Source organism: Pseudomonas sp. 22085 (assembly GCF_052045815.1).
In the GTDB taxonomy this organism is placed as follows: domain Bacteria; phylum Pseudomonadota; class Gammaproteobacteria; order Pseudomonadales; family Pseudomonadaceae; genus Aquipseudomonas; species Aquipseudomonas glycinae.
In genome coordinates, this window is record NZ_JBQEQA010000020.1 from 38035 (window position 1) to 58959 (window position 20925).

The following is a 20925-nucleotide window of genomic DNA, read 5'->3' on the forward strand; positions in this document are numbered from 1 at the left end:
CAACCATTTCCAGCGGCCTGCGCCTTGCCTGGTCCGCTTTAAGGCGACAACGCGGCGCGAAAACTCATGAAGAACGCCCCCTTAGTTTGCCGTATTGGGCGAAAATCGGCAAAAAAGCGGCGAAGTAATCTCCTGTTGAGAGTTTTGCCGCCTGTCATATACTCGGCGATCTGTCGCCGGGGCCCTTTTATGGACGTCGGACGCAGGTTGACGTTCCTCAAAGGCTTTCCTGCGAAAAGCCTGTTCAATAATAAAAAAGGAGTATGAACAGATGGCAACACGTGAAACCGGCAACGTGAAGTGGTTCAACGACGCCAAGGGCTACGGCTTCATTCAGCGCGAAGACGGGGTGGACGTGTTCGTGCACTACCGCGCGATCCGCGGCGAAGGCCACCGTTCGCTGACCGAGGGTCAGCAGGTTGAATACGCGGTGGTGGAAGGGCAGAAGGGGTTGCAGGCTGAAGACGTTGTAGGCCTGTAATGATCGTTCCCACGCTCTGCGTGGGAATGCCTCAATGGACGCTCTGCGTCCGCTTTGGGACGCGGAGCGTCCCGGGCTGCATTCCCCCGCAGAGCGTGGGAACGATCAAGCTCGAAGCTTCTTTTACGCAGTTTTCCAGGTGATTTCTTCTTCACCGTCGGCGCTGATCCGGATCCAGCGATCCGCCGTCTCCTCACCTTCTTCCTCGACCCACGTCCCCGGTGCGCAGCGCACTTCAACTTTCAGCGCGGCAAAGGCTGCCCGGGCGCAGGCGATATCGTCGTCCCATGGGGTCGCGTCGCTTTCCAGGTACAGGCTGTTCCACTTGCCCACGGCTTTCGGCAGCCAGGTCACCGGGATGTTGCCGGCCTTGCACTTCCAGGTCTGGCCTTTCTGCACCCATTCGCTGCAAGGGCCGAGGGCGGCACCCAGCCAGGCGGAAATGGCCTTGTGGTCGACGTCGGCGTCTTTCAGGTAAATCTCGATGTCCGGTTGGCGCATGGATGTCCTCACTGCGGGTCTGAAAAATCCATTCGCGGATTTAGCCGGCCCCGGGTCGTTGCCCGAGACCAAAGGTTATTGAAGAACGAAATAATCGTAGCGCATCGAGACAGTGGTCACGAACGGCTCGGCCTGTTCGATGACCGCCGCGCGGCGCTCGGCACTGGCGCGCCAGCCGTGGGGTGTCATCGCCAGCAGGTTGGCGCGATCCTCGGGCTTGTCCAGCGTCAGCTTGAATTCCAGGGTTTCACTGTGCGCCAGTGCCATGCCTTCCGGCACCAGGGCCAGATGCTTGTCGTCGGTGTACTCGCGTACTTCGTCGTACAGGCGTTCGCGCAGTTCCATCAGGTGGCCGCTGGTCGGGCCGACTTTCATCAGGCCGCCGCCAACACTGAGCAGGCGCTTGGCTTCTTCCCAATCCAGCGGACTGAAAACGCTGGCCAGAAACTGGCAGCTGCCGGAGGCCAGTGGCACCCGGGCCATGCTGGCGATCAACCAGGTCAGCGCCGGATTGCGTTTGCAGGCGCGTTTGACCGCTTCCTTCGAGATGTCCAGCGCGTAACCGTCGGCGTCGGGCAAAGCCTCGGCGATCTGCGCGGTGTAGTAACCCTCGCCACAACCGATATCGACCCAGCGCGCCGGCGCGTAACCGGCTGCCAGCTCCGCCAGACGCTTGGCTACCGGCGCGTAATGTCCGGCGTTCAGAAAGTCGCGGCGGGCCTCGACCATCGCCTGATTGTCGCCGGGATCGCGGCTGTTCTTGTGCTGCACCGGCAGCAGGTTCAGGTAACCCTGGCGCGCGCGGTCAAAGCGGTGGCCGGCAGGGCAGACCACGCCGTTATCCACCGCGTTCAGCGGTTCACTGCAGATCGGGCACGCGAGCATCAGGCGAGCAACTTGATCAGGGTCTGGTAGTAGATTTCGGTCAGCACGTCGAGATCGGCCGCCAGTACGCGCTCGTTGACCTGGTGGATGGTCGCGTTGACCGGGCCCAGCTCAACAACCTGCGTACCCATGGTCGCGATGAAACGACCGTCGGAGGTGCCGCCGCTGGTGGATGCCTTGGTCTCGCGGCCGGTGATGTCCTTGATGCTCGAAGACACCGCGTCGAGCAGTGCGCCCGGTTCGGTGAGGAACGGCAGACCGGACAGCGCCCAGTCGATGTGCCAGTCCAGGCCATGCTTGTCGAGGATGTCGGCGACGCGTTTCTGCAGGCCTTCGACGGTCGATTCGGTGGAGAAGCGGAAGTTGAACACCGCCACCAGGTCGCCCGGAATCACGTTGGTCGCGCCGGTGCCGGAGTTGACGTTGGAAATCTGGAAACTGGTCGGCGGGAAGAAATCGTTGCCGTGATCCCAGTGCTCGGCAGCCAGCTCGGCCAGGGCCGGGGCAGCGAGGTGGATCGGGTTCTTCGCCAGGTGCGGATAGGCCACGTGGCCCTGCACGCCGCGCACGGTCAGTTTGGCGCCGAGGGAGCCGCGACGACCGTTCTTCACCACGTCGCCCACCAGCGTGGTGCTCGACGGTTCGCCGACGATGCACCAGTCCAGACGTTCGTTACGGGCGGCCAGACGCTCGACCACGGCCTTGGTACCGTGATGCGCCGGGCCTTCCTCGTCGCTGGTGATCAGGAACGCAACCTTGCCCTTGTGATCCGGGTAGTCGGTGACGAAACGCTCGGCCGCTACGGTCATCGAGGCCAGGCTGCCTTTCATGTCCGCCGCGCCACGGCCGCAGAGCATGCCGTGCTCGTCGATCACTGCGTTGAACGGGTCGATCTGCCAGGCAGTCACCGGGCCGGTCGGCACCACATCGGTGTGGCCGGCGAAGCACAGCACCGGGCCGTCGCCTTTGCCGTGAGTCGCCCAGAAGTTATCCACATCTTCGATGCGCATCGGTTCCAGCTGGAAACCGGCATCGCCCAGGCGCTGCATCATCTGCTTCTGGCAATCGGCGTCGACCGGCGTCACGGACGGACGGCGGATCAGGTCGATGGCGAGTTGGAGGGTCGGCGAAAGGTCGGCGTGGGCCGTCATGGAAAACTCCGAAAGCTGTAAATGTGGGAGCGAGCCTGCTCGCGATGACGATGTCCTGTTCAAAATAAGTGTTGAATGTGACGGACTCATCGCGAGCAAGCTCGCTCCCACAGGTCTAGGGGCAGGCCATCGGGGCCTTGGCCCTGCAAAATGGCGGTTATCTTAAAGCAAAACGGCGACCATTGGCCGCCGTTTAGTGCATCGGTGAGGATTTAGACCACCGGTGCCGGTTCAGGCGCCGCCGAAGGTTTCGGCAGCGACGACAGGAACGCCATGATCAGCGCCGCCACGTACGGCAGCGACTGAACCAGCAGCATGGCCACCCAGAAGCGCATGTCGTTGCTCGGAATGCCCTGCACCAGGAAGATCCCCAGCGCCGCGCCCCACAACAGCAGCATGATGAACAGCTCTTCCCGGGCCTCGGAAATCGCCACCCAGAAACCATGGTTGTCGGCGTTTTTCGGGGTGCGGAAGAACGGAATGCTGCTGGTGAAGAAGCCGTACAGCACCGCTTTGGCGATGGTGTGCGACAACGCCAGTCCGGCCAGGGCCGCGCAGAACGCATCCTTGAGGTTCACGCCCACGGCGCGACGGTAGAGGAAGATGATCTTGCCGACCTTGAACACGAACAGCGCCAACGGCGGGATCGCGAAAATCAGCAGCGGCGGATCGACCCGTTGCGGCACGATGATCATCGCCGCCGACCACAGCAGCGCGCCGATGGTGAAGAAGATGTTCATGCCGTCCGCGACCCACGGCAGCCAGCCCGCGAGGAAGTGGTAACGCTGGCCGCGCGTCAGCTCGGTGTCCTTGCCGCGCAGCAGACTGCGGGTGTGACGCTTGATGATCTGGATCGCACCGTAGGCCCAGCGGAACCGCTGCTTCTTGAAGTCGATGAAGGTGTCCGGCATCAGACCCTTGCCATAACTGTCGTGGTAATACGCCGCCGACAGTCCTTTCTCGAATACCCGCAGACCAAGCTCGGCGTCTTCACAGATGCACCAGTCGGCCCAGCCCAGTTCTTCCAGAACCGAGCGTCGGGTCATGGTCATGGTGCCGTGCTGGATGATCGCGTCGCGGTCGTTGCGGGTGACCATGCCGATGTGGAAGAAGCCTTTGTATTCGGCGTAGCAGAGCTTCTTGAAGGTGCTTTCGTTCTGGTCGCGATAGTCCTGCGGCGACTGCACCACGGCGATTTTCGGGTCGGCGAAGTGCGGCACCATGTGCTTGAGCCAGTTCGGATGCACGCAGTAGTCGGAGTCGATCACCGCGATCACTTCGGCGTCCTTGGCGGTGTGCGGGATCAGGTAGTTCAGCGCGCCGCCCTTGAAACCGGCCAGAGGCGAGACGTGGAAGAACTTGAAGCGCGGGCCGAGCGTTTCGCAGTAGTCGCGCACCGGTTCCCACACCGCCGGGTCCTTGGTGTTGTTGTCGATGATCAGGACTTCGAAGTCCGGATAGTCGAGGTTGGCCAGGGCGTTGAGGGTCTGTTTGACCATCTCCGGCGGCTCGTTGTAGCAGGGCACGTGGATCGAGACTTTCGGGCGGTAGTCGGAATCGCCGACCACCGGCAGGAATTCACGCCGGCGTTTGTGAATCCACACCGCTTCGGCCAGTTCGTGGGCCTCGGTCAGCAACACGATGAACACCCCGAGCGCACCGAGCGCCAGCAGGAAACCCACCGTCAGGCTGAACCACGTGCTGTATTGCTGGCTGTAGTCGTAGCCGATCCACACCAGCACCGAACCGCAGAGGAACGCGATAAAGGTCAGGAAGGTACGGCCGCGCTGACGCAGGGCCGAGCCGTCGATCATCAGCAGGGTCAGCGACAACAGCGCCAGCACCACCGAACCGATGGCCAGCACGCGCCATTGCGGGATCGCCACCACCGGGCCTTCGAAGTTGAATTTCTGCTGGCGCGCGGCGTTGAACACGCCCCAGTAGGCGCCGACCGAACCTTCGTCGCTGGCCTTCCACGGCTGGTCAAACGCTTCGATCACGAAGTAGTTGAAGCCCTGGCGGTTGAGCTTGTTGACCAGTGTGCGCAGGTAGATCGCCTGATCTGCCGGCGACGCATCGGCGCCACCGCGCATGCGGCCGTTGCTCGGCCAGCCCACTTCGGACAGCAGCAGCGGTTTTTTCGGGAACATCTTTTTCAGGTCGCGGGCGCGGTCGAAAACGAACTGCCCGGCCTTGTCCACCGGAATGAATTCCCAGTACGGCAGAACGTGGGCGGCGATCAGGTCGACGTGCTTGGCCAGTTCCGGGTGCTCTTCCCAGACGTGCCACTGTTCGGAGGTGGTCACCGGCACTTTCACGGCCGCGCGCACACGGTCGAGCAGCACGCTGAGTTCCTGGGCGGTGATTTCCTTGCGGAAGATCGCTTCGTTACCGACGACTACGCGAACCACGCTGCGCGAAGTGTTGGCCAGTTCGATGGCGCGGGTGATTTCCCGCTCGTTGCGTTCCTGGTCGGGGCTGATCCAGATCCCGAGGGTCACGCGAAGGCCGAATTCTTCCGCCAGTTTCGGGATGTCCTGCAGAGAGCCGTCGACCGAGTAGATGCGGATGTTGTCCGTCAGCTTGCTCATGATCTCCAGGTCGCGGCGCATTTCATCGTCGGACGGATACTGATCCTTCTGTGGGAACTGTCCCTGCTGGAACGGTGAATAGGAGAAACCGGAGATCTGCTCCGGCCAGTTCGGCGCGGAGACGGGGCGGTTGATCAGCGCCCAGAAACCGGTGAACAGGGCGGCGATTGCCAGAACCACCACCAGGTTGAGTCCAAATTTACGCGATGACATAGCTGTGTCGGGTTCCAAAGGCTGTGGAACGAAGGGTCGGCTGGTTGACGCCAAGAGGGCGCGCATCCTACACCGGCAGTTCGCTGAGTCCTACAAGAGACAGGGAAATGCCGGACGTTGGGCAATCCAACCTGACTTAAGTTCTTTCGTTTCAGCGTGTAAGACAAATCTTTGTTACGTGCAGCTTTAATTAAAGCAGGCGCGTTCGCCGTTCATAGCGCAAAGATGCTCTTGGCCGCCGACGGCCCTATAATGCGCGCCGGTTTTCAGGGTAATGGTCATGAGTACAGAAGATCCGCGGTTTGCAGGCATCGCCCGTTTGTATGGCATCGAAGGCCTCGAGCGCCTGCGTGCAGCCCATGTGGCGATTGTCGGCGTTGGCGGCGTCGGTTCCTGGGCGGCGGAAGCCATGGCCCGTTGCGGGGTGGGCGAGATTTCGCTGTTCGACCTCGACGACGTCTGCGTCAGCAACGCCAACCGCCAGCTGCACGCGCTCGACAGCACGGTCGGCAAGCCCAAGGTCGAGGTGATGGCCGAGCGTCTGCGCGGGATCAACCCGGACTGCACGGTGCACGCCGTGGCGGACTTCGTCACCCGCGACACCATGGCCGAATACATCACGCCGAACATCGACTGCGTGATCGACTGCATCGACGCGGTCAACGCAAAAGCTGCGCTGATCGCCTGGTGCAAACGGCGCAAGATCCAGATCATCACCACCGGCGGGGCCGGCGGGCAGATCGATCCGACGTTGATTCAGGTCTGCGACCTCAACCGTACGTTCAACGATCCGCTGGCTTCGAAAGTGCGTTCTACGTTGCGCCGCGATTATGGTTTCTCGCGCACCGTGACCCGCCATTACAGCGTGCCGTGCGTGTTCTCCACCGAACAACTGCGCTATCCGAAACCGGACGGCAGCATTTGCCTGCAGAAGAGTTTTGTCGGCGACGGTGTGAAGCTGGACTGCGCCGGCGGGTTTGGCGCGGTGATGATGGTCACGGCGACGTTCGGCATGGTCGCGGCGACCAAGGCGGTGGACAAGATTGTGGCGGGCGTGCGGCGCCCGGCGGATCGGGTCAAGCCTCAGGCCTGAAGCCCAGGGCTGCGTGACCGATCGTTCCCACGCTCTGCGTGGGAATGCCTCAACGGACGCTCCGCGTTCGGCTCTTGATTTGGGACGCAGAGCGTCCCGGGCTGCATTCCCACGCGGAGCGTGGGAACGATCAGTACGATCAGTCCGGGGCGAGTTCACGCATCCGCTGCAACACGGCATTCAGGCCATTGCTGCGCGACGGCGACAACTGCCGCGACAGCCCCAACTGATTGAACCAGTCCGGCAGGTCCAACTGTTGCAGCTCGCCGGCGGTCAAACCGTTGACCCGCAACAGCAGCAACGCCACCAACCCGCGAATCATCCGCGCATCGCTGCTGGCTGCGAACTGCCAGTGGCCATCGCGCAATTCGCCAACCAGCCACACCTGACTTTCACAGCCGTGTACCCGATTGGCCTCGCACTTGTCTGCATCGCTCAAAGGCGGCAGGCGATCACCAAACTGCATCAATAGCCGCGCCCGCTGTTCCCAGCCGGCGGCGTTCTGAAACGTTTGCAGCGCTTCGGCAGCCTCGACCGGCAGACTCATCGCAACAACTCCAGCGCTTGATCCAGCGCTTCAAAGAACCGCTCCAGATCCTCTGAATCGTTGTACAACGCCAGCGACACGCGAATCGCCCCGGCCAGTTCGAAGCGCTTGAGCAGCGGCATGGCGCAGTGGTGCCCGGCGCGCACGGCGATGCCCTGTTCGGTCAGCAAATGCGCCAGATCGGCGTTGTGTACGCCTTCAACGACAAAACTGGCCAGCGCCAGTTGCGGCTTGCCCAGCAGACGAATGCCGTTGCGGGCGGCGAGGCCGCGCAGCAGATAATCGTGCAGCGCCGCTTCGTGAGCGGACACGGCGTCCTGATCCAGACCGGCCAGATAGTCGAGGGTCGCACCGAGGCCGATCACGCTGGCAATCGGCGGCGTTCCCGCTTCGAAGCCCAGTGGCGCCGGGCGGAAACGGGCGTCGTGATAATTGGCTTCCAGCACCATTTCGCCACCGAATTGCCACGGGCGCAGTTGTTCGAGCGCGGCGTTGCGCCCGAACAGCACGCCAAGGCCATCGGGACCGTACAACTTGTGGCTGGAAAACACGTAAAAGTCGCAACCGAGCGCCTGCACGTCATGTCGGCCGTGAACCACGCCTTGAGCGCCATCGACCACCGTCAGTGCGTTGTGCGCCTTGGCCATCGCCAGCAGCGCCGGCAACGGTTGCCAGGCACCGAGCACGTTGGATAACTGACTGACCGCCAGCAAGCGAGTGCGCGGGCCTATCAGGTGAACGGCGGCGGCGAGGTCGATCACGCCGTCATCGTCCAGCGGCAGGATCACCAGTTTCAGGTCGCGACGTTGTGCCAGTTGCTGCCACGGCAGCAGGTTGGCGTGATGCTCCAGGGCGCTGATGACGATCTCATCGCCCGGATGGAAAAGATGTTCCAGGCCATAAGCCAGGAGATTCAGCGCACTGGTGGCGCCGTGGGTGAAGATGATCTGCCCGCTGTCACCGGCATTCAGCCACTGGGCAACCTTCAGGCGGCTGTCCTCGAACGCCTGCGTGGCATGGGCGCCGGGCAGATGCTGGGCACGATGCACGTTGGCCGCGCCATTGGCGTAGTAATGCGTCAGCGCGTCGAGCAGGGCCTGGGGTTTTTGCGTGGTGGCGGCGTTGTCCAGGTAAGTCTGGTCTTGCCGTTGCAGGGCGGCGATGGCCGGGAAATCGGCGCGCCAGGGGGAGGGAATCATCACGGTTTCAAGCCCTGGTGAAGATGGGCGGGTTAACGCCGAACCCTGTGGGAGCGGGCTTGCCCGCGATGACGATCGGTCGAACACCATCGCAAACAGGCTGGCTCCCTCAGGTGAGCTTCTGGCGCTTAGTTGTGAGCGTGCAGTGCTTCGTTCAGTTCGATCGCCGATTTGTGGGTTTTGCATTCCACAGCACCGGTTTCCGAATTGCGACGGAACAGCAGGTCGGTCTGACCGGCCAGTTCACGGGCCTTGACCACTTTGACCAGATTGTTGTTCTCGTCTAGCAGTGCGACTTTGGTGCCGGCGGTCACGTACAGGCCCGACTCGACGGTGTTGCGGTCGCCCAACGGGATACCGATACCGGCGTTGGCGCCGATCAGGCAGCCTTCGCCGACCTTGATCACGATGTTGCCGCCGCCCGACAGGGTGCCCATGGTCGAGCAGCCGCCACCCAGGTCCGAACCCTTGCCGACGAACACGCCAGCGGAAACGCGGCCTTCGATCATGCCCGGGCCTTCGGTGCCGGCGTTGAAGTTGATGAAACCTTCGTGCATCACGGTGGTGCCTTCGCCCACGTAGGCGCCCAGACGCAGACGCGCGGCGTCAGCGATACGCACGCCGGCCGGTACCACGTAGTCGGTCATTTTCGGGAATTTGTCCACCGAGAACACTTCCAGCAGTTCGCCACGCAGACGGGCTTCGAGTTGCAGCTCGGCCAGTTCGCTCAGGTCGATCGCGCCCTGGCTGGTCCAGGCCACGTTGGGCAGCAGCGGGAAGATCCCGGCCAGGCTCACGCCGTGCGGCTTGACCAGACGATGGGACAGCAGGTGCAGCTTGAGGTAGGCCTCAGGGGTGGAAGTCAGCTGAGCGTCTTCGGCCAGCAGGGTGGCGACCAGTGGCTTGTGGCTTTCAGCCAGACGGGTCAGCAGCTTGCCTTGTACGGCGTCGATGCCTTTCACGGCTTCAGCCAGCTGCGCAGCCTGTGCGGTGGTGAAGGTGATGGCCTGGTTGCCTTCGGTGTAGCCGAGGATCGGTGCAACAGCAGCGACCAGTTCGGCCGATGGATTGAGCAGCGGCTGAGCGTAGAACACTTCCAGCCACGCGCCTTGACGGTTCTGGGTGCCGACGCCGAAGGCGATACTGAACAGGGAGTTGGACATGTGAATACCTCTACAAAATGTGACGGGCTGCTTACTTGAGGGCGGCCGCGTAGATATCTGGCTTGAAGCCAATCAGGGTTCGGTCACCGAGATCGAGCACCGGGCGCTTGATCATCGAGGGTTGAGCGAGCATCAGTTCGATGGCTTTCGACTGGTCGAGATCGGCTTTGCGTTCGTCGTCGAGTTTGCGAAAGGTCGTGCCTGCGCGGTTCAACACCGTTTGCCAGCCATGTTCGTCGCACCATTGGGTCAGATGCTCGCGGTCAATGCCGGCGGTCTTGTAATCGTGGAAGTCGTAACTGACAGCGTGTTCATCGAGCCAGGTGCGCGCCTTTTTCATGGTGTCGCAGGCTTTGATGCCGAAAAGGTGCAACGTTTTGCTTGAAACGGTCAAGGAATTGCCCCCTTTACAGGTGCTGGAAAAAAATGGTGTCGGATTATGCCATGACCAGACGGTTTCGCGGCGCCGAGGTTGCTTTTGCTGAGCGGGCTGCGACATAGGTGCAACGGTCACGCACAGCCTAAGCGGCTAATATGGCGGTTCAACGCTGTCGATTGTCCGGGATTTCCGCTTTATGCAAACTGCTTATACCGTCCTGATCCTGCTGATGCTGGTCAGTGTCTCGCGCCTGGTGGGACGGGTGATTCCGCTGCCGCTGCCACTGGTACAGATCGCCGCCGGCGCCTTGCTGGCCTGGCCGACCCTCGGCCTGCACGTGGCTCTTGATCCTGAACTGTTCCTGTTTCTGTTCCTGCCGCCGCTGCTGTTTTCCGATGGCTGGCGCATGCCCAAGCGTGAATTGTGGCGCCTTCGCGGGCCGGTGCTGACGCTCGCGGTCGGGCTGGTGCTGTTTACCGTGGTCGGTGCCGGCTACTTCATTCACTGGCTGCTGCCGACGATTCCGTTACCGGTGGCCTTTGCGCTGGCGGCGGTGCTGTCGCCGACGGATGCTGTTGCAGTCTCGGCCATCTCACAGAACCGCTTGCCCACGCCGCTGATGCACATGCTGCAAGGCGAGGCGTTGATGAACGATGCCTCAGGCCTGGTGACGTTCAAGTTCGCGCTGGTCGCGGCGGTGACCGGTGCATTCTCCCTGGCCAATGCCAGCCTGACCTTCGTGCTGGTGGCCGTCGGCGGGCTGGCGGTCGGCGTGGCGCTGAGCTGGCTGGTCGGAAGGTTGCGCGCCTGGATGATTGCCCGGGGCTGGGACGATCCGGCGACCCACGTGGTGTTCATGTTGCTGCTGCCATTCGCCGCTTACGTGCTGGCCGAGCGGCTTGGCGCGTCGGGCATTCTTTCGGCAGTGGCGGCGGGGATGATGCAGAGCTGGCTCGATCTGCTGCCGCGCCAGACCAGCACCCGGTTGCTCAACCGCAGCGTCTGGTCGTTGCTGGAGTTTGCCTTCAACGGTTTGATCTTCCTGCTGCTCGGCCTGCAACTTCCGGACATCGTTAAAGCGGTGGTCAGCCACGAGACATCGTTATGGCCGACCCTGTTCTATCGCTGTCTCGATGTGGTGGCGATTTTCCTGGCGCTGGTGTTGTTGCGCTTCATCTGGGTGCAGAGCATCTGGCGGCTGTCGGTGCTGCTGCGTCGCTTGCGCGGCAAGGGTGATCTGACGCAGGTGCCGACCGCCCGTTCCTGCTGGCTGCTGACCGTCGGCGGCGTGCGCGGTGCGGTGACCCTGGCGGGCGTGATGTCGGTGCCGATGCTGATGGGGAGCGAGGCGTTCCCCGAGCGCGATCTGCTGATCTTCATCGCCGCCGGGGTGATTCTGTTATCGCTGGTGGCGGCCTGTATTGCGCTGCCGTTGCTGTTGCGCGGCATCGAAAAAAGTCCGGACGACAAGCGTCGTCAGGAAGTGCGCGACGCTTGGCGCAAGACGGCGGAAGCAGCGATCCATGCGCTGGAGACCGAGGAGGTCAACCCGCAGGACGCCGCGCAAGCCGCCCTGGCAGCGGAGCTCAAGGCGCGGATCATGTCCGAGTATCGCCATCAACTGGAGGTCTTCAACGATTCGGCCGAAGCCCAGGCGCTGGCGTTCCAGATGGATCTGCTCGAACGCCGCTTGCGCCTCAAGGCACTGCGCGCGCAACGCCTTGAGTTATACAGCCTCAGTCGTCAGCACCAGATTGGCGATGACGTTCTGCGTGAAGTGTTGGGCGAACTGGACTTGAGTGAGGCGAATCTGGGCTCGGTCAAATAATGGCGTCACTTTGGTTCGAATGGGTTATTGCGCTTGTTCGGCAGGGTAGGGGTAGGCCTTCGACATGAACGTCTTGTCCTTTTCACTGAGCGCCAGATTCAGATCAATCTTGAAGTCGCCGTGGGTCCAGTCCTGACGCACGGCGTAGTGCATGATCGATTTCGGATCGTAGGGCAAATGGTCGAAATCGCTGGCGTCGAGCAGGTTGAAGTAGCGTTCATCGACAGACCGGCGGGCGTAATCGTCTTCGTCGGCGTTTTCTTTGACCCAGTGCGCGGCATAGACCGCTGCCTTGTTCCAGGGGATGTTCGATTCCGGATGCAGGTGCTCATGCTCGGCCCCCAGCGCATGCCCGAACTCGTGCATGACGTTGGCGGCGAAAAACGCCGGTGCCTGCAGATCCGGCGACAGCCTCATGGTCGGGCCGTCCTCGATCAGCAGTGCGTGGGTGCCAATCATCGACCAGTAAATCCCGGGCTCGCTGCTGATTCGGATATCTCCCGATTCACCCTCGACGAAATCAAAGTTCAAATTGATGTACGGCAGCCATTCGCTGGCAGCAGCCTTGACCGCATCCTTGAACGGCTGGTCGCCGTTTAAGAAGGCAATGCGCAATGTTTGACCTGGAGTCCAGAAGTGAGACGGTTTGCCAATCGCACGTTTTTTACGACCGGGGGCGGTGATAGTCGGAATCATGTTCAAGTGTCCTTGCTTGTAGGATTGATAGTTGAATTTCCCGGGACTCGATGGGTTCGGGTGGTGTTGAAGTTAGTGGTAGATGTTAGTTTGTGAAAGTTGTTTGATGTAAGGTTGTGTGTTTTCAATTCAAGTTTGCCAGGCGTTGCACCTGGCAAACTTTCTAGTTTGAAATGTCCGAATTATTTTGGATAAAGCAGCTTCATCAATTGTTTGTCTTTTTTACTGATCTTGCGGTTTATCGGTACTTCCCAGTTGCCGATGGTCAAATCGTTCGATACAGGATGATGCATGATCGATCGCCTGTCGTAGTTCGTATAAATCGCATCCAGCGTATCGAAAGTCGCGAACAGGTTGCGGTCGACCTGTTCGCGAGTCAGCGGATTCATTTCCCGATTCCGGTAAAACTCGTAAACCTTGGGTTTGTCCCACGGAATATTGGCTTGAGGATGCTGATGTTCATGCAGGGCGCCCAGTGCATGGCCGAACTCGTGGATCACGATGGTCTCGAAATCGGGATGCTCTGGTTTGACGCCCAGATTCATCGTTGGATGGTCGGGATGTATCAACAGGGCATCGGTACCCAGCATTGAACTGTTGTCATTGTTTCGGGTTGCGATGCGGATATCGCCTTTCAGATCGTCGACGAATTCGAAGGTCAGGTTGATATAGGCCAGCCATTTACGAGCCGCGTTGATAATCCCTGTCTTATGATCGGCGTCGGGTGCGTCCATAAAAGCAATTTTCAATGTTCGGCCATTTGCCCAGAGTTTCGAATAATTGACCACGGAGCGTTTGCGGCGAGAGCCTGCTGTGCTTTGGGTGCCGGCATTCGCCGGGTTCTCGTTGATGGCGGCGATGTAAGCGGCCTGGTCGTCCGGCCATTGAATCAGTTGGCAATCCAGAAGTTCTTTCATTATTGACTTCGTCCATGAAGTTGCAGGTTGATTTTGGGTGTTGCGCACAATGACGCGACTCAAGACTAACGTCTGGCCAGCGTAAAGGTGGGGTAGAAAAAGCGGGGGAAGTGTTACGTCATGTTTGATCGCCCGTGCCGGATTGCCCGGCACGGGCGTGAGCGATTACTTATGGCGCAAGACGAAATCGCGAATGCGCTCGGCCGCTTCCACGCACTCCGCCAAGGGGGCTACCAGCGCCATGCGCACGCGTCCGGCGCCCGGATTGACGCCATCGACGTCCCGCGACAGATAGGAGCCCGGCACTACGGTCACGTGCTCTTCGGCAAACAGATCCCGACAGAACGCAGCGTCGTCACCTTGTACATTCGGCCATAGGTAGAAGCTGCCATCGGGGCGCTGCACATCCATCACCGGGCTGAGGATCGCCAGCACGGCATCGAATTTCTCGCGATACAGCGCACGGTTGGCGCGTACATGCACTTCGTCATTCCACGCAGCGACGCTGGCCAGTTGGGTCTGAACCGGCATCGCACAGCCGTGGTAGGTGCGGTACAGCAGGAAGCCCTTGAGGATGTCGGCATCGCCGGCGACAAAACCGGAGCGCAGGCCCGGCAGGTTCGAGCGCTTGGACAGGCTGTGGAACACCACGCAACGCTTGAAGTCCTTGCGACCCAGATCGGCGCAGGCGCTGAGCAGGCCCGGCGGCGGGGTCTGTTCGTCGAAGTACAGCTCGCTGTAGCACTCGTCAGCGGCGATCACGAAGTCGTATTCGTCGGCCAGGGCAATGAGCTTTTTCAGCACGTCGACCGGAATCAGCGCGCCGGTCGGGTTGCCCGGCGAGCACAGGAACAGGATCTGGCAGCGCTTCCAGATGTCAGGCGATACCGCGTCGAAGTCGGGGTTGAAGCCGTTCTCGTCCAGGCATGGCAGGTAGTGCGGCTTGGCGCCGGCGAGGAACGCCGCGCCTTCGTAGATCTGATAGAACGGATTCGGGCTGACCACCAGCGCGTCGTCGCCACGATTGACCACGGTCTGGGTGAAGGCGAACAGCGCTTCACGGGTGCCATTGACCGGCAGCACGTTGCGCGCCGGGTCGATCCAGCCGCTCGGCACGTTGAAACGACGTTCGCACCAAGCCGCGATGGCTTCGCGCAGGGCCGGAATGCCGAGGGTGGTCGGGTACACCGCCATCTGCTCCAGATTGTTCGCCAGCGCCTCGGCGACAAAGCTTGGCGAGCGATGCTTCGGTTCGCCAATGGACAGCGCGATCGGGCGCTTGTCGGGGTTTGGCGTGACGCTGCCGAGCAGGGCGCGGAGCTTTTCGAACGGGTAGGGCTGGAGCTGGGACAGAGCGTTGTTCATCGGTGCGGGATCTCGTGCAAAGCGGTTGAATCCGGGCGCGCAATCAAATGCTGATGCGCGACAGTTTGATATCGGGGTCCTGATTGACGCTCAACTGTTCGACGATGGCATCCTGCAAACGGCTGCACAGCAGCGGGTCGGACAGCGGTTGATTGTGGGCGTCGGTGATGAAGAACACGTCCTCCACCCGCTCGCCCAGGGTGGCGATCTTGGCGTTCTGCAGCGACAGGTCGAACTCGAGGAAAATCCCGCCGACCCGTGCCAGCAGGCCCGGGCGATCGGGTGCCGTGAGTTCCAGCACCGTCACCGGGCGCTGGGCATCGTTGTGGATCGTCACCTGCGGGGCGAACGCGAAATGCTTGAGCTGGCGCGGCACCCGACGCTGGATGATCGTCGGGTAGTCGGCCGGGTTGCGCAGGGCTTCGGTCAGGCCGTCGCGAATCTGCTTGACCCGGACCGGATTGTCGCCGATCGAATCGCCATCGGTGTCGAGCACGATGTAGGTGTCGAGGGTGAACTGGCTGCTGGACGTGATGACCCGGGCGTCGTGAATGTTCAGGTTGAGCTGGTCCATCGCGGCCACGGTCACGGCGAAGAAGTCGTGTTGGTCCGGCGCATAGATGAAGATCTGCGTGCCACCCTCGAATTCGCGCTGGGTGGTTTCCTTGATCAGCACCAGCGGACCGCCGTCAGCCGGTTGCTGGAGGATGGCGTCGGTGTGCCAGGCCACATCGCCGGCGGTGTGACGCAGGAAGTAGTCATCACCCAGTTGCGCCCACAATTGCTCGACGTCATCCGGATCGGTGCCGCCGCGTACCAGTATGTCCAGCGCTGCGCTCTGGGTCTGGCGGATCTGCTCTTCGCGATCCACCGGGTTCTCCAGGCCACGGCGCAGGGCGCGCTTGGTTTCGGTGTAGAGCTGGCGCAACAGGCTGGCACGCCACGAGTTCCAGAGGGTCGGGTTGGTCGCGTTGATGTCGGCTACGGTCAGGACGTACAGGTAGTCGAGACGGGTTTCGTCACCGACCGCCAGGGCGAAGTCATGGATCACCTGCGGGTCGGACAAATCCTTGCGCTGGGCGGTGGTCGACATCACCAGGTGGTTCTGCACCAGCCAGACGATCAGGCGGCTGTCCCAGACCGGCAGTTGGTGGCGCTGGCAGAACGCCTCGGCATCCACTGCGCCAATTTCCGAGTGATCGCCATGCCGGCCCTTGCCGATGTCGTGATACAGGCCAGCCATATAAATGAGTTCAGGCTTCGGCAGTTTGGCCATGAGCTTGGCGGCCAGCGGGAATTTCTCCGACACCTGGGTGTACTGCAACTTGCGCAGGTGTTTGATCAGGTTCAGCGTGTGCGCATCGACCGTATAGATGTGGAACAGGTCGTGCTGCATCTGCCCGACGATGAAGCCGAATTCCGGCAGGTAGCGCCCGAGAATGCCGTAGCGGTTCATCCGCCGCAGGTTGCGGTGGATGCCGATCTTGCACTTGAACAGCTCGATGAACAGGCTGGTGTTGCGGATGTCGTTGCGGAAGTTGTCGTCGATCAGGTGACGGTTTTCCCGCAGCAGACGAATGGTGTCGGCGCGTACTCCTTTGATTTCCGGCTGCTGGGCCATCAGCACGAAGATCTCGAGCATGGCGAACGGCGTGCGGCGGAACACGTTGTCGTTGCGTGCCTCGATGTAACCGTCGTGCAGCTGGAAGCGCGAGTTGATCGGCTGCGGCGGCGCTTCGTCTTCCGGGGCGAGGATGACTTCCTCGAAGTGCTGAATGATCAGGTCGCTGAGCTGGGCGATGCTCATCACCACGCGGAAATACTGCTGCATGAAGTTTTCGACGGCCTGTTTGGCGTCGTCGCCTTCAAAACCCAGCAGACCGGCAATGGTGCGCTGGTGATCGAACAGCAGGCGGTCCTCGGAGCGACCGGCCAGCATGTGCAGGGCGTAACGCACCTTCCAGAGGAATTCCTGGGAGGAGGCCAGCAGGGCGTTTTCGCTCTCGACCAGGAACCCTTCACCGGCCAGGGCGCGCAGGTTCAGGGTGCCGTACTGACGACGGGCTACCCACAGAATCGTCTGAATATCCCGTAGTCCGCCGGGCGAGCCTTTGACGTTGGGTTCCAGGTTGTATTCGGTATCGTTGTACTTGTGGTGGCGAGCCTTCTGCTCGGCGCGCTTGGCCAGGAAGAAATCCTTGCTCGGCCACATGTGCGCGGTGCTGGTGACGTCGAGCATACGCTGGCGCAGGCGCTCGGGGCCGCAGATGGTGCGGCTTTCCATCAGGTTGGTGACCACCGTCAGGTCGGCGCGGGCCTCTTCGGCGCATTCGTCGACCGAACGAACGCTCTGACCGACTTCCAGGCCGATGTCCCACAGCAGCGTCAGAAAGCGCTCGATGGAATCGCGGAAGATTTCGTGGTCGGCGCTGTCCAGCAGGATCAGCAGGTCGATGTCGGAGTAGGGGTGCAGCTCACCGCGACCGTAGCCGCCGACCGCGACCAGCGCGATGTCGGCGTCTTCGCTCCAGTCGAACTGATCCCAGGCCTTTTGCAGGATGTTGTCGACGAACCATGCCCGGTCCTCGATCAGCCGCCGAATGTCGCGCCCGGCGCGAAAGCGTGCATCGAGCACTTCGCGGGCCTGGCGGATCGCCTTCTTGAATGCCGCGATGGGACTCGCTTTCAGGGCCAGTTCAGCCTGGAACTGGCCGCGGTCGAAAAGTTCGGGATCCACCTGCGGCATCGATTGGCTTTCCTTCTATAGGCTGGGAGCGGTGTCTGGGTCAGGCCGAGATGCGCGGGATCGTGTCGTCGCTGCGCAGGGTGAAGATCTCGTAGCCGGTGTCGGTGACAAGCAAAGTGTGTTCCCACTGTGCCGACAGCTTGCGATCCTTGGTGATCGCGGTCCAGCCGTCGCCCAGTACTTTGGTGTCGGCCTTGCCCTGGTTGATCATCGGCTCGATAGTGAAGGTCATGCCGGCCTTCAGTTCCATGCCGGTGCCGGCGCGGCCGTAGTGCAGGATCTGCGGCTCTTCGTGGAACACCTTGCCGATGCCATGGCCGCAGAACTCACGCACCACCGAGAAGCCGTTCTTTTCCGCGTGCTTCTGAATGATTTCGCCGATGTCACCGAGGCGGCAGCCGGGTTTGACGATTTCGATCGCCTTGTACATGCATTCCTGGGTGACCTGCGACAGGCGCTCGGCCCAGACCGGCACGGTGCCGACGTGGAACATGCGGCTGGTGTCGCCGTGGTAGCCGTCCTTGATCACGGTGACGTCGATGTTCAGGGTGTCACCGTTTTTCAGCGGCTTGTCGTTCGGGATGCCGTGGCAGACCACGTGGTTGATCGAGGTGCAGATCGACTTCGGGTAGCCCTTGTAGTTGAGCGGGGCGGGGATGGCCTGCTGCACGTTGACGATATAGTCGTGGCAGATCTGGTTCAGCTCATCGGTGGTCACGCCCGGCTTGACGTGCTCGGCAATCATTTCCAGCACATCGGCGGCCAGTTTGCCGGCGACACGCATGCCAGCGATGTCCTCGGGGGTTTTGAGGGTGACGGTCATACAGGCTCTCTCTGCGCTCGGCGGCGCTTGCTGATACGAACAGGGGCGCAACTGTTGATTTGGCGGCCCCGAAAAACGCGATTCTAACAGACCAAAGGCGCAAATCCGCGCCTGCGTGCATCGCTTCTCTCTATACAATGCGGTGCATTGTCCCGATTCCAAGGGGCTGGCGCGCATGTCCCTGACGCGATTGCAGATTCCGGGTTCCGTTTGCGTCGTCCCTGTGGTATAAAATGCGCCGCTTTCCGGGGATAGCCCCGGGAGCATTAACCCACACACGTGTCGACACGATGGCCTGGGTGCCTTTGATCCTCGGATCAATGGTTGGTCATTGGGATACGTGGAGGCCCAACCCGACTTATCAAGGAACTATCATGTCCCAAGTCAACATGCGCGATATGCTGAAGGCCGGTGTGCACTTCGGTCACCAAACCCGTTACTGGAATCCGAAAATGGGTAAATACATTTTCGGCGCGCGTAACAAGATTCACATCATCAACCTTGAAAAAACCCTGCCAATGTTCAACGAAGCTCTGACTTTCGTAGAGCGTCTGGCCCAGGGCAAAAACAAGATTCTGTTCGTCGGCACCAAGCGTTCCGCTGGCAAGATCGTTGCTGAAGAAGCAGCACGTTGCGGTTCGCCGTACGTCGATCACCGCTGGTTGGGCGGCATGCTGACCAACTTCAAGACCATCCGTGCTTCCATCAAGCGTCTGCGTGACCTTGAAGTACAAGCCGAAGACGGTACTTTCGCCAAGCTGACCAAGAAAGAAGCGCTGATGCGCACTCGCGATCTTGAGAAGCTGGATCGCTCCCTGGGCGGCATCAAGGACATGGGCGGTCTGCCAGACGCACTGTTCGTGATCGACGTTGACCACGAGCGCATCGCGATCACCGAAGCCAACAAGCTGGGCATCCCGGTCATCGGCGTTGTCGATACCAACAGCAGCCCGGAAGGCGTTGACTACATCATCCCAGGCAACGATGACGCAATCCGCGCTATCCAGCTGTACATGGGTTCGATGGCTGACGCAGTCATCCGCGGTCGCAACAACGTTGCTGGCGGTACTGTAGAATTCGCAGCTGAAGAAACTCAGGCTGCAGCTGAGTAATTGACGCCCTGGCGTTGACTCAGTAAGCAAAAAGGGGGCTTGGCCCCCTTTTTGCCACCTCGAAAACCATCTGTCGGCAGCGCAGCTACAGCATCTGTAACGTGCAGCGGCTACAAGGTGGCTCGGGAAGAATTGAACGCCCGTTCGATCGGGTGGAATGGTTGAAAACCTATCCAAGAGGAATTTGAAAATGGCAGCAATTACTGCAGCGTTGGTCAAAGAACTGCGCGAGCGTACCGGCGAAGGCATGATGGATTGCAAGAAAGCCCTGGAAAAGGCTGGCGGCGACATCGAAAAAGCCATTGATGACATGCGTGCTTCGGGCGCCATCAAGGCTGCCAAGAAAGCTGGCAACGTTGCCGCTGAAGGCGCTATCGCCATCAAGGACGACGGCAAGGCTGCCGTTCTGATCGAAGTCAACTCGCAGACCGACTTCCTGGCTCTGCAGGACGACTTCAAAAACTTCGTTGCTGCCAGCGTCGACAAAGCATTCGCTGACAAGCTGACCGACGCTGCTCCGCTGATCGCTGCTCAAGAAGCTGCTCGCGAAGCACTGGTTGCCAAAGTAGGCGAGAACGTCAACATTCGTCGCCTGGTGCGCGTAGAAGGCGACGTCGTCGGCACCTACCTGCACGGCAACAAGATCGGTGTTGCTGTTGTCCTGAAAGGCGGCGACGTCGAGCTGGCCAAAGACATCGCGATGCACGTTGCTGCAAGCAACCCTGAGTTCCTGCTGCCTTCGCAAGTCTCCGAGGAAGCGATCGAGCGTGAAAAAGCTGTGTTCCTGCAGCTGAACGAAGAAAAAATCAAAGGCAAGCCAGAAAACATTGTTGAGAACATGGTCAAGGGCCGTATCAGCAAGTTCCTGGCAGAAGCGAGCCTGGTTGAGCAGGCGTTCGTCAAGAACCCTGAAATCAAGGTTGGCGAGCTGGCCAAGAAAGGCGGCGCTGAAATCGTTTCCTTCACCTACTTCAAAGTAGGCGAAGGCATCGAGAAGCCGGTCGACAACTTCGCTGAAGAAGTTGCTGCCCAGCTGGCTGCCGCCAAGCAATAAGACAGTTTTTCAACTGTCGCCCGAAAGAGGCTGCCCGCTCACGCGCGCAGCCTCTTTTCAGATAGGGTTATCAATTTTTAATTGGTTTCCCCTTGGAACTGACTTACAAAGCCATGTTCCGATGGCGCTGAAGCAGCGCCAAGCTAGAGTGAACGCCAGCTGTAAACAGCTCGCAAAGAAT

At 60.8% G+C, this 20925-nt stretch carries 18 protein-coding genes; 5 read left to right on the forward strand and 13 right to left on the reverse strand.

Going from position 1 to position 20925, the window contains the following annotated elements:
- Positions 1-271 precede the first annotated feature (271 nt).
- Positions 272-481 carry a cold shock domain-containing protein gene (locus ACTJK7_RS22560; protein WP_007954750.1) on the forward strand — a complete coding sequence of 70 codons (210 nt, stop codon included), beginning with the start codon at positions 272-274 and terminating at the stop codon, positions 479-481.
- A gap of 123 nt (positions 482-604) precedes the next feature.
- On the opposite strand, the gene ACTJK7_RS22565 is transcribed toward ACTJK7_RS22560, so the two are convergent.
- The 4 genes from ACTJK7_RS22565 to ACTJK7_RS22580 all read right to left on the reverse strand — a co-directional run bounded on the left by ACTJK7_RS22565 (position 605) and on the right by ACTJK7_RS22580 (position 5822).
- Positions 605-982 (reverse strand): hypothetical protein, encoded by a 378-nt coding sequence (locus tag ACTJK7_RS22565; RefSeq protein ID WP_236196198.1) that lies wholly within the window; start codon positions 980-982, stop codon positions 605-607.
- A 75-nt stretch (positions 983-1057) separates the two neighbouring features.
- Complete coding sequence (locus ACTJK7_RS22570; protein ID WP_064378977.1) at positions 1058-1867, reverse strand: putative RNA methyltransferase; 810 nt, start codon at positions 1865-1867, stop codon at positions 1058-1060.
- On the reverse strand, positions 1867-3018 hold the full coding sequence (dapE, locus tag ACTJK7_RS22575; RefSeq protein ID WP_064378978.1) for a succinyl-diaminopimelate desuccinylase: 1152 nt from the start codon (positions 3016-3018) through the stop codon (positions 1867-1869). Before dapE ends, ACTJK7_RS22570 begins: the two co-directional genes overlap by 1 nt.
- Before the next feature lie 212 nt (positions 3019-3230).
- A complete protein-coding gene (locus ACTJK7_RS22580; protein WP_440780701.1) occupies positions 3231-5822 on the reverse strand; it encodes a glycosyltransferase in 2592 nt (863 codons plus the stop codon).
- Between the two features lie 274 nt (positions 5823-6096).
- On the opposite strand from ACTJK7_RS22580, the gene tcdA reads away from it, so the two are divergent.
- Complete coding sequence (gene tcdA / locus ACTJK7_RS22585; protein ID WP_039762445.1) at positions 6097-6915, forward strand: tRNA cyclic N6-threonylcarbamoyladenosine(37) synthase TcdA; 819 nt, start codon at positions 6097-6099, stop codon at positions 6913-6915.
- Between the two features lie 139 nt (positions 6916-7054).
- Here the strand turns inward: tcdA and ACTJK7_RS22590 are convergent, their stop codons facing one another.
- The 4 genes from ACTJK7_RS22590 to ACTJK7_RS22605 all read right to left on the reverse strand — a co-directional run bounded on the left by ACTJK7_RS22590 (position 7055) and on the right by ACTJK7_RS22605 (position 10218).
- Positions 7055-7462, reverse strand: coding sequence for a SufE family protein (locus ACTJK7_RS22590; RefSeq protein ID WP_108559806.1), 408 nt, complete (start codon positions 7460-7462; stop codon positions 7055-7057).
- Positions 7459-8664, reverse strand: coding sequence for an aminotransferase class V-fold PLP-dependent enzyme (locus ACTJK7_RS22595; protein ID WP_108559808.1), 1206 nt, complete (start codon positions 8662-8664; stop codon positions 7459-7461). Before ACTJK7_RS22595 ends, ACTJK7_RS22590 begins: the two co-directional genes overlap by 4 nt.
- 125 nt (positions 8665-8789) lie before the next feature.
- Positions 8790-9824, reverse strand: a complete 1035-nt coding sequence (dapD, locus tag ACTJK7_RS22600) for a 2,3,4,5-tetrahydropyridine-2,6-dicarboxylate N-succinyltransferase (protein WP_011332675.1) — start codon at positions 9822-9824, stop codon at positions 8790-8792.
- Between the two features lie 31 nt (positions 9825-9855).
- Positions 9856-10218, reverse strand: coding sequence for an ArsC family reductase (locus tag ACTJK7_RS22605; RefSeq protein ID WP_003222107.1), 363 nt, complete (start codon positions 10216-10218; stop codon positions 9856-9858).
- A gap of 181 nt (positions 10219-10399) precedes the next feature.
- On the opposite strand from ACTJK7_RS22605, the gene ACTJK7_RS22610 reads away from it, so the two are divergent.
- Positions 10400-12031, forward strand: a complete 1632-nt coding sequence (locus ACTJK7_RS22610) for a Na+/H+ antiporter (RefSeq protein ID WP_011332677.1) — start codon at positions 10400-10402, stop codon at positions 12029-12031.
- Between the two features lie 24 nt (positions 12032-12055).
- On the opposite strand, the gene ACTJK7_RS22615 is transcribed toward ACTJK7_RS22610, so the two are convergent.
- The 5 genes from ACTJK7_RS22615 to map form a co-directional block, all read right to left on the reverse strand.
- Positions 12056-12727, reverse strand: coding sequence for a hypothetical protein (locus ACTJK7_RS22615; RefSeq protein ID WP_108559810.1), 672 nt, complete (start codon positions 12725-12727; stop codon positions 12056-12058).
- Between the two features lie 182 nt (positions 12728-12909).
- Positions 12910-13644: a M12 family metallopeptidase gene (locus ACTJK7_RS22620; RefSeq protein WP_108559812.1), complete on the reverse strand. Its 735-nt coding sequence runs from the start codon at positions 13642-13644 to the stop codon at positions 12910-12912.
- A 165-nt stretch (positions 13645-13809) separates the two neighbouring features.
- Positions 13810-15009: a succinyldiaminopimelate transaminase gene (dapC, locus tag ACTJK7_RS22625; RefSeq protein WP_108559814.1), complete on the reverse strand. Its 1200-nt coding sequence runs from the start codon at positions 15007-15009 to the stop codon at positions 13810-13812.
- Between the two features lie 43 nt (positions 15010-15052).
- The gene (locus ACTJK7_RS22630; RefSeq protein WP_064379009.1) at positions 15053-17755 is read right to left on the reverse strand and encodes a [protein-PII] uridylyltransferase; all 2703 of its coding nucleotides are present in this window, start codon (positions 17753-17755) and stop codon (positions 15053-15055) included.
- A gap of 40 nt (positions 17756-17795) precedes the next feature.
- Positions 17796-18578, reverse strand: coding sequence for a type I methionyl aminopeptidase (gene map, locus ACTJK7_RS22635; RefSeq protein WP_039769663.1), 783 nt, complete (start codon positions 18576-18578; stop codon positions 17796-17798).
- 374 nt (positions 18579-18952) lie between these two features.
- Here map and rpsB point away from each other — a divergent pair, with 374 nt between their 5' ends.
- Entirely contained in the window at positions 18953-19690 is a 738-nt protein-coding gene (gene rpsB / locus ACTJK7_RS22640) for a 30S ribosomal protein S2 (RefSeq protein WP_008052780.1), read from the forward strand.
- 190 nt (positions 19691-19880) lie between these two features.
- Positions 19881-20744: a translation elongation factor Ts gene (gene tsf / locus ACTJK7_RS22645; RefSeq protein ID WP_108559815.1), complete on the forward strand. Its 864-nt coding sequence runs from the start codon at positions 19881-19883 to the stop codon at positions 20742-20744.
- Positions 20745-20925: the final 181 nt, after the last annotated feature.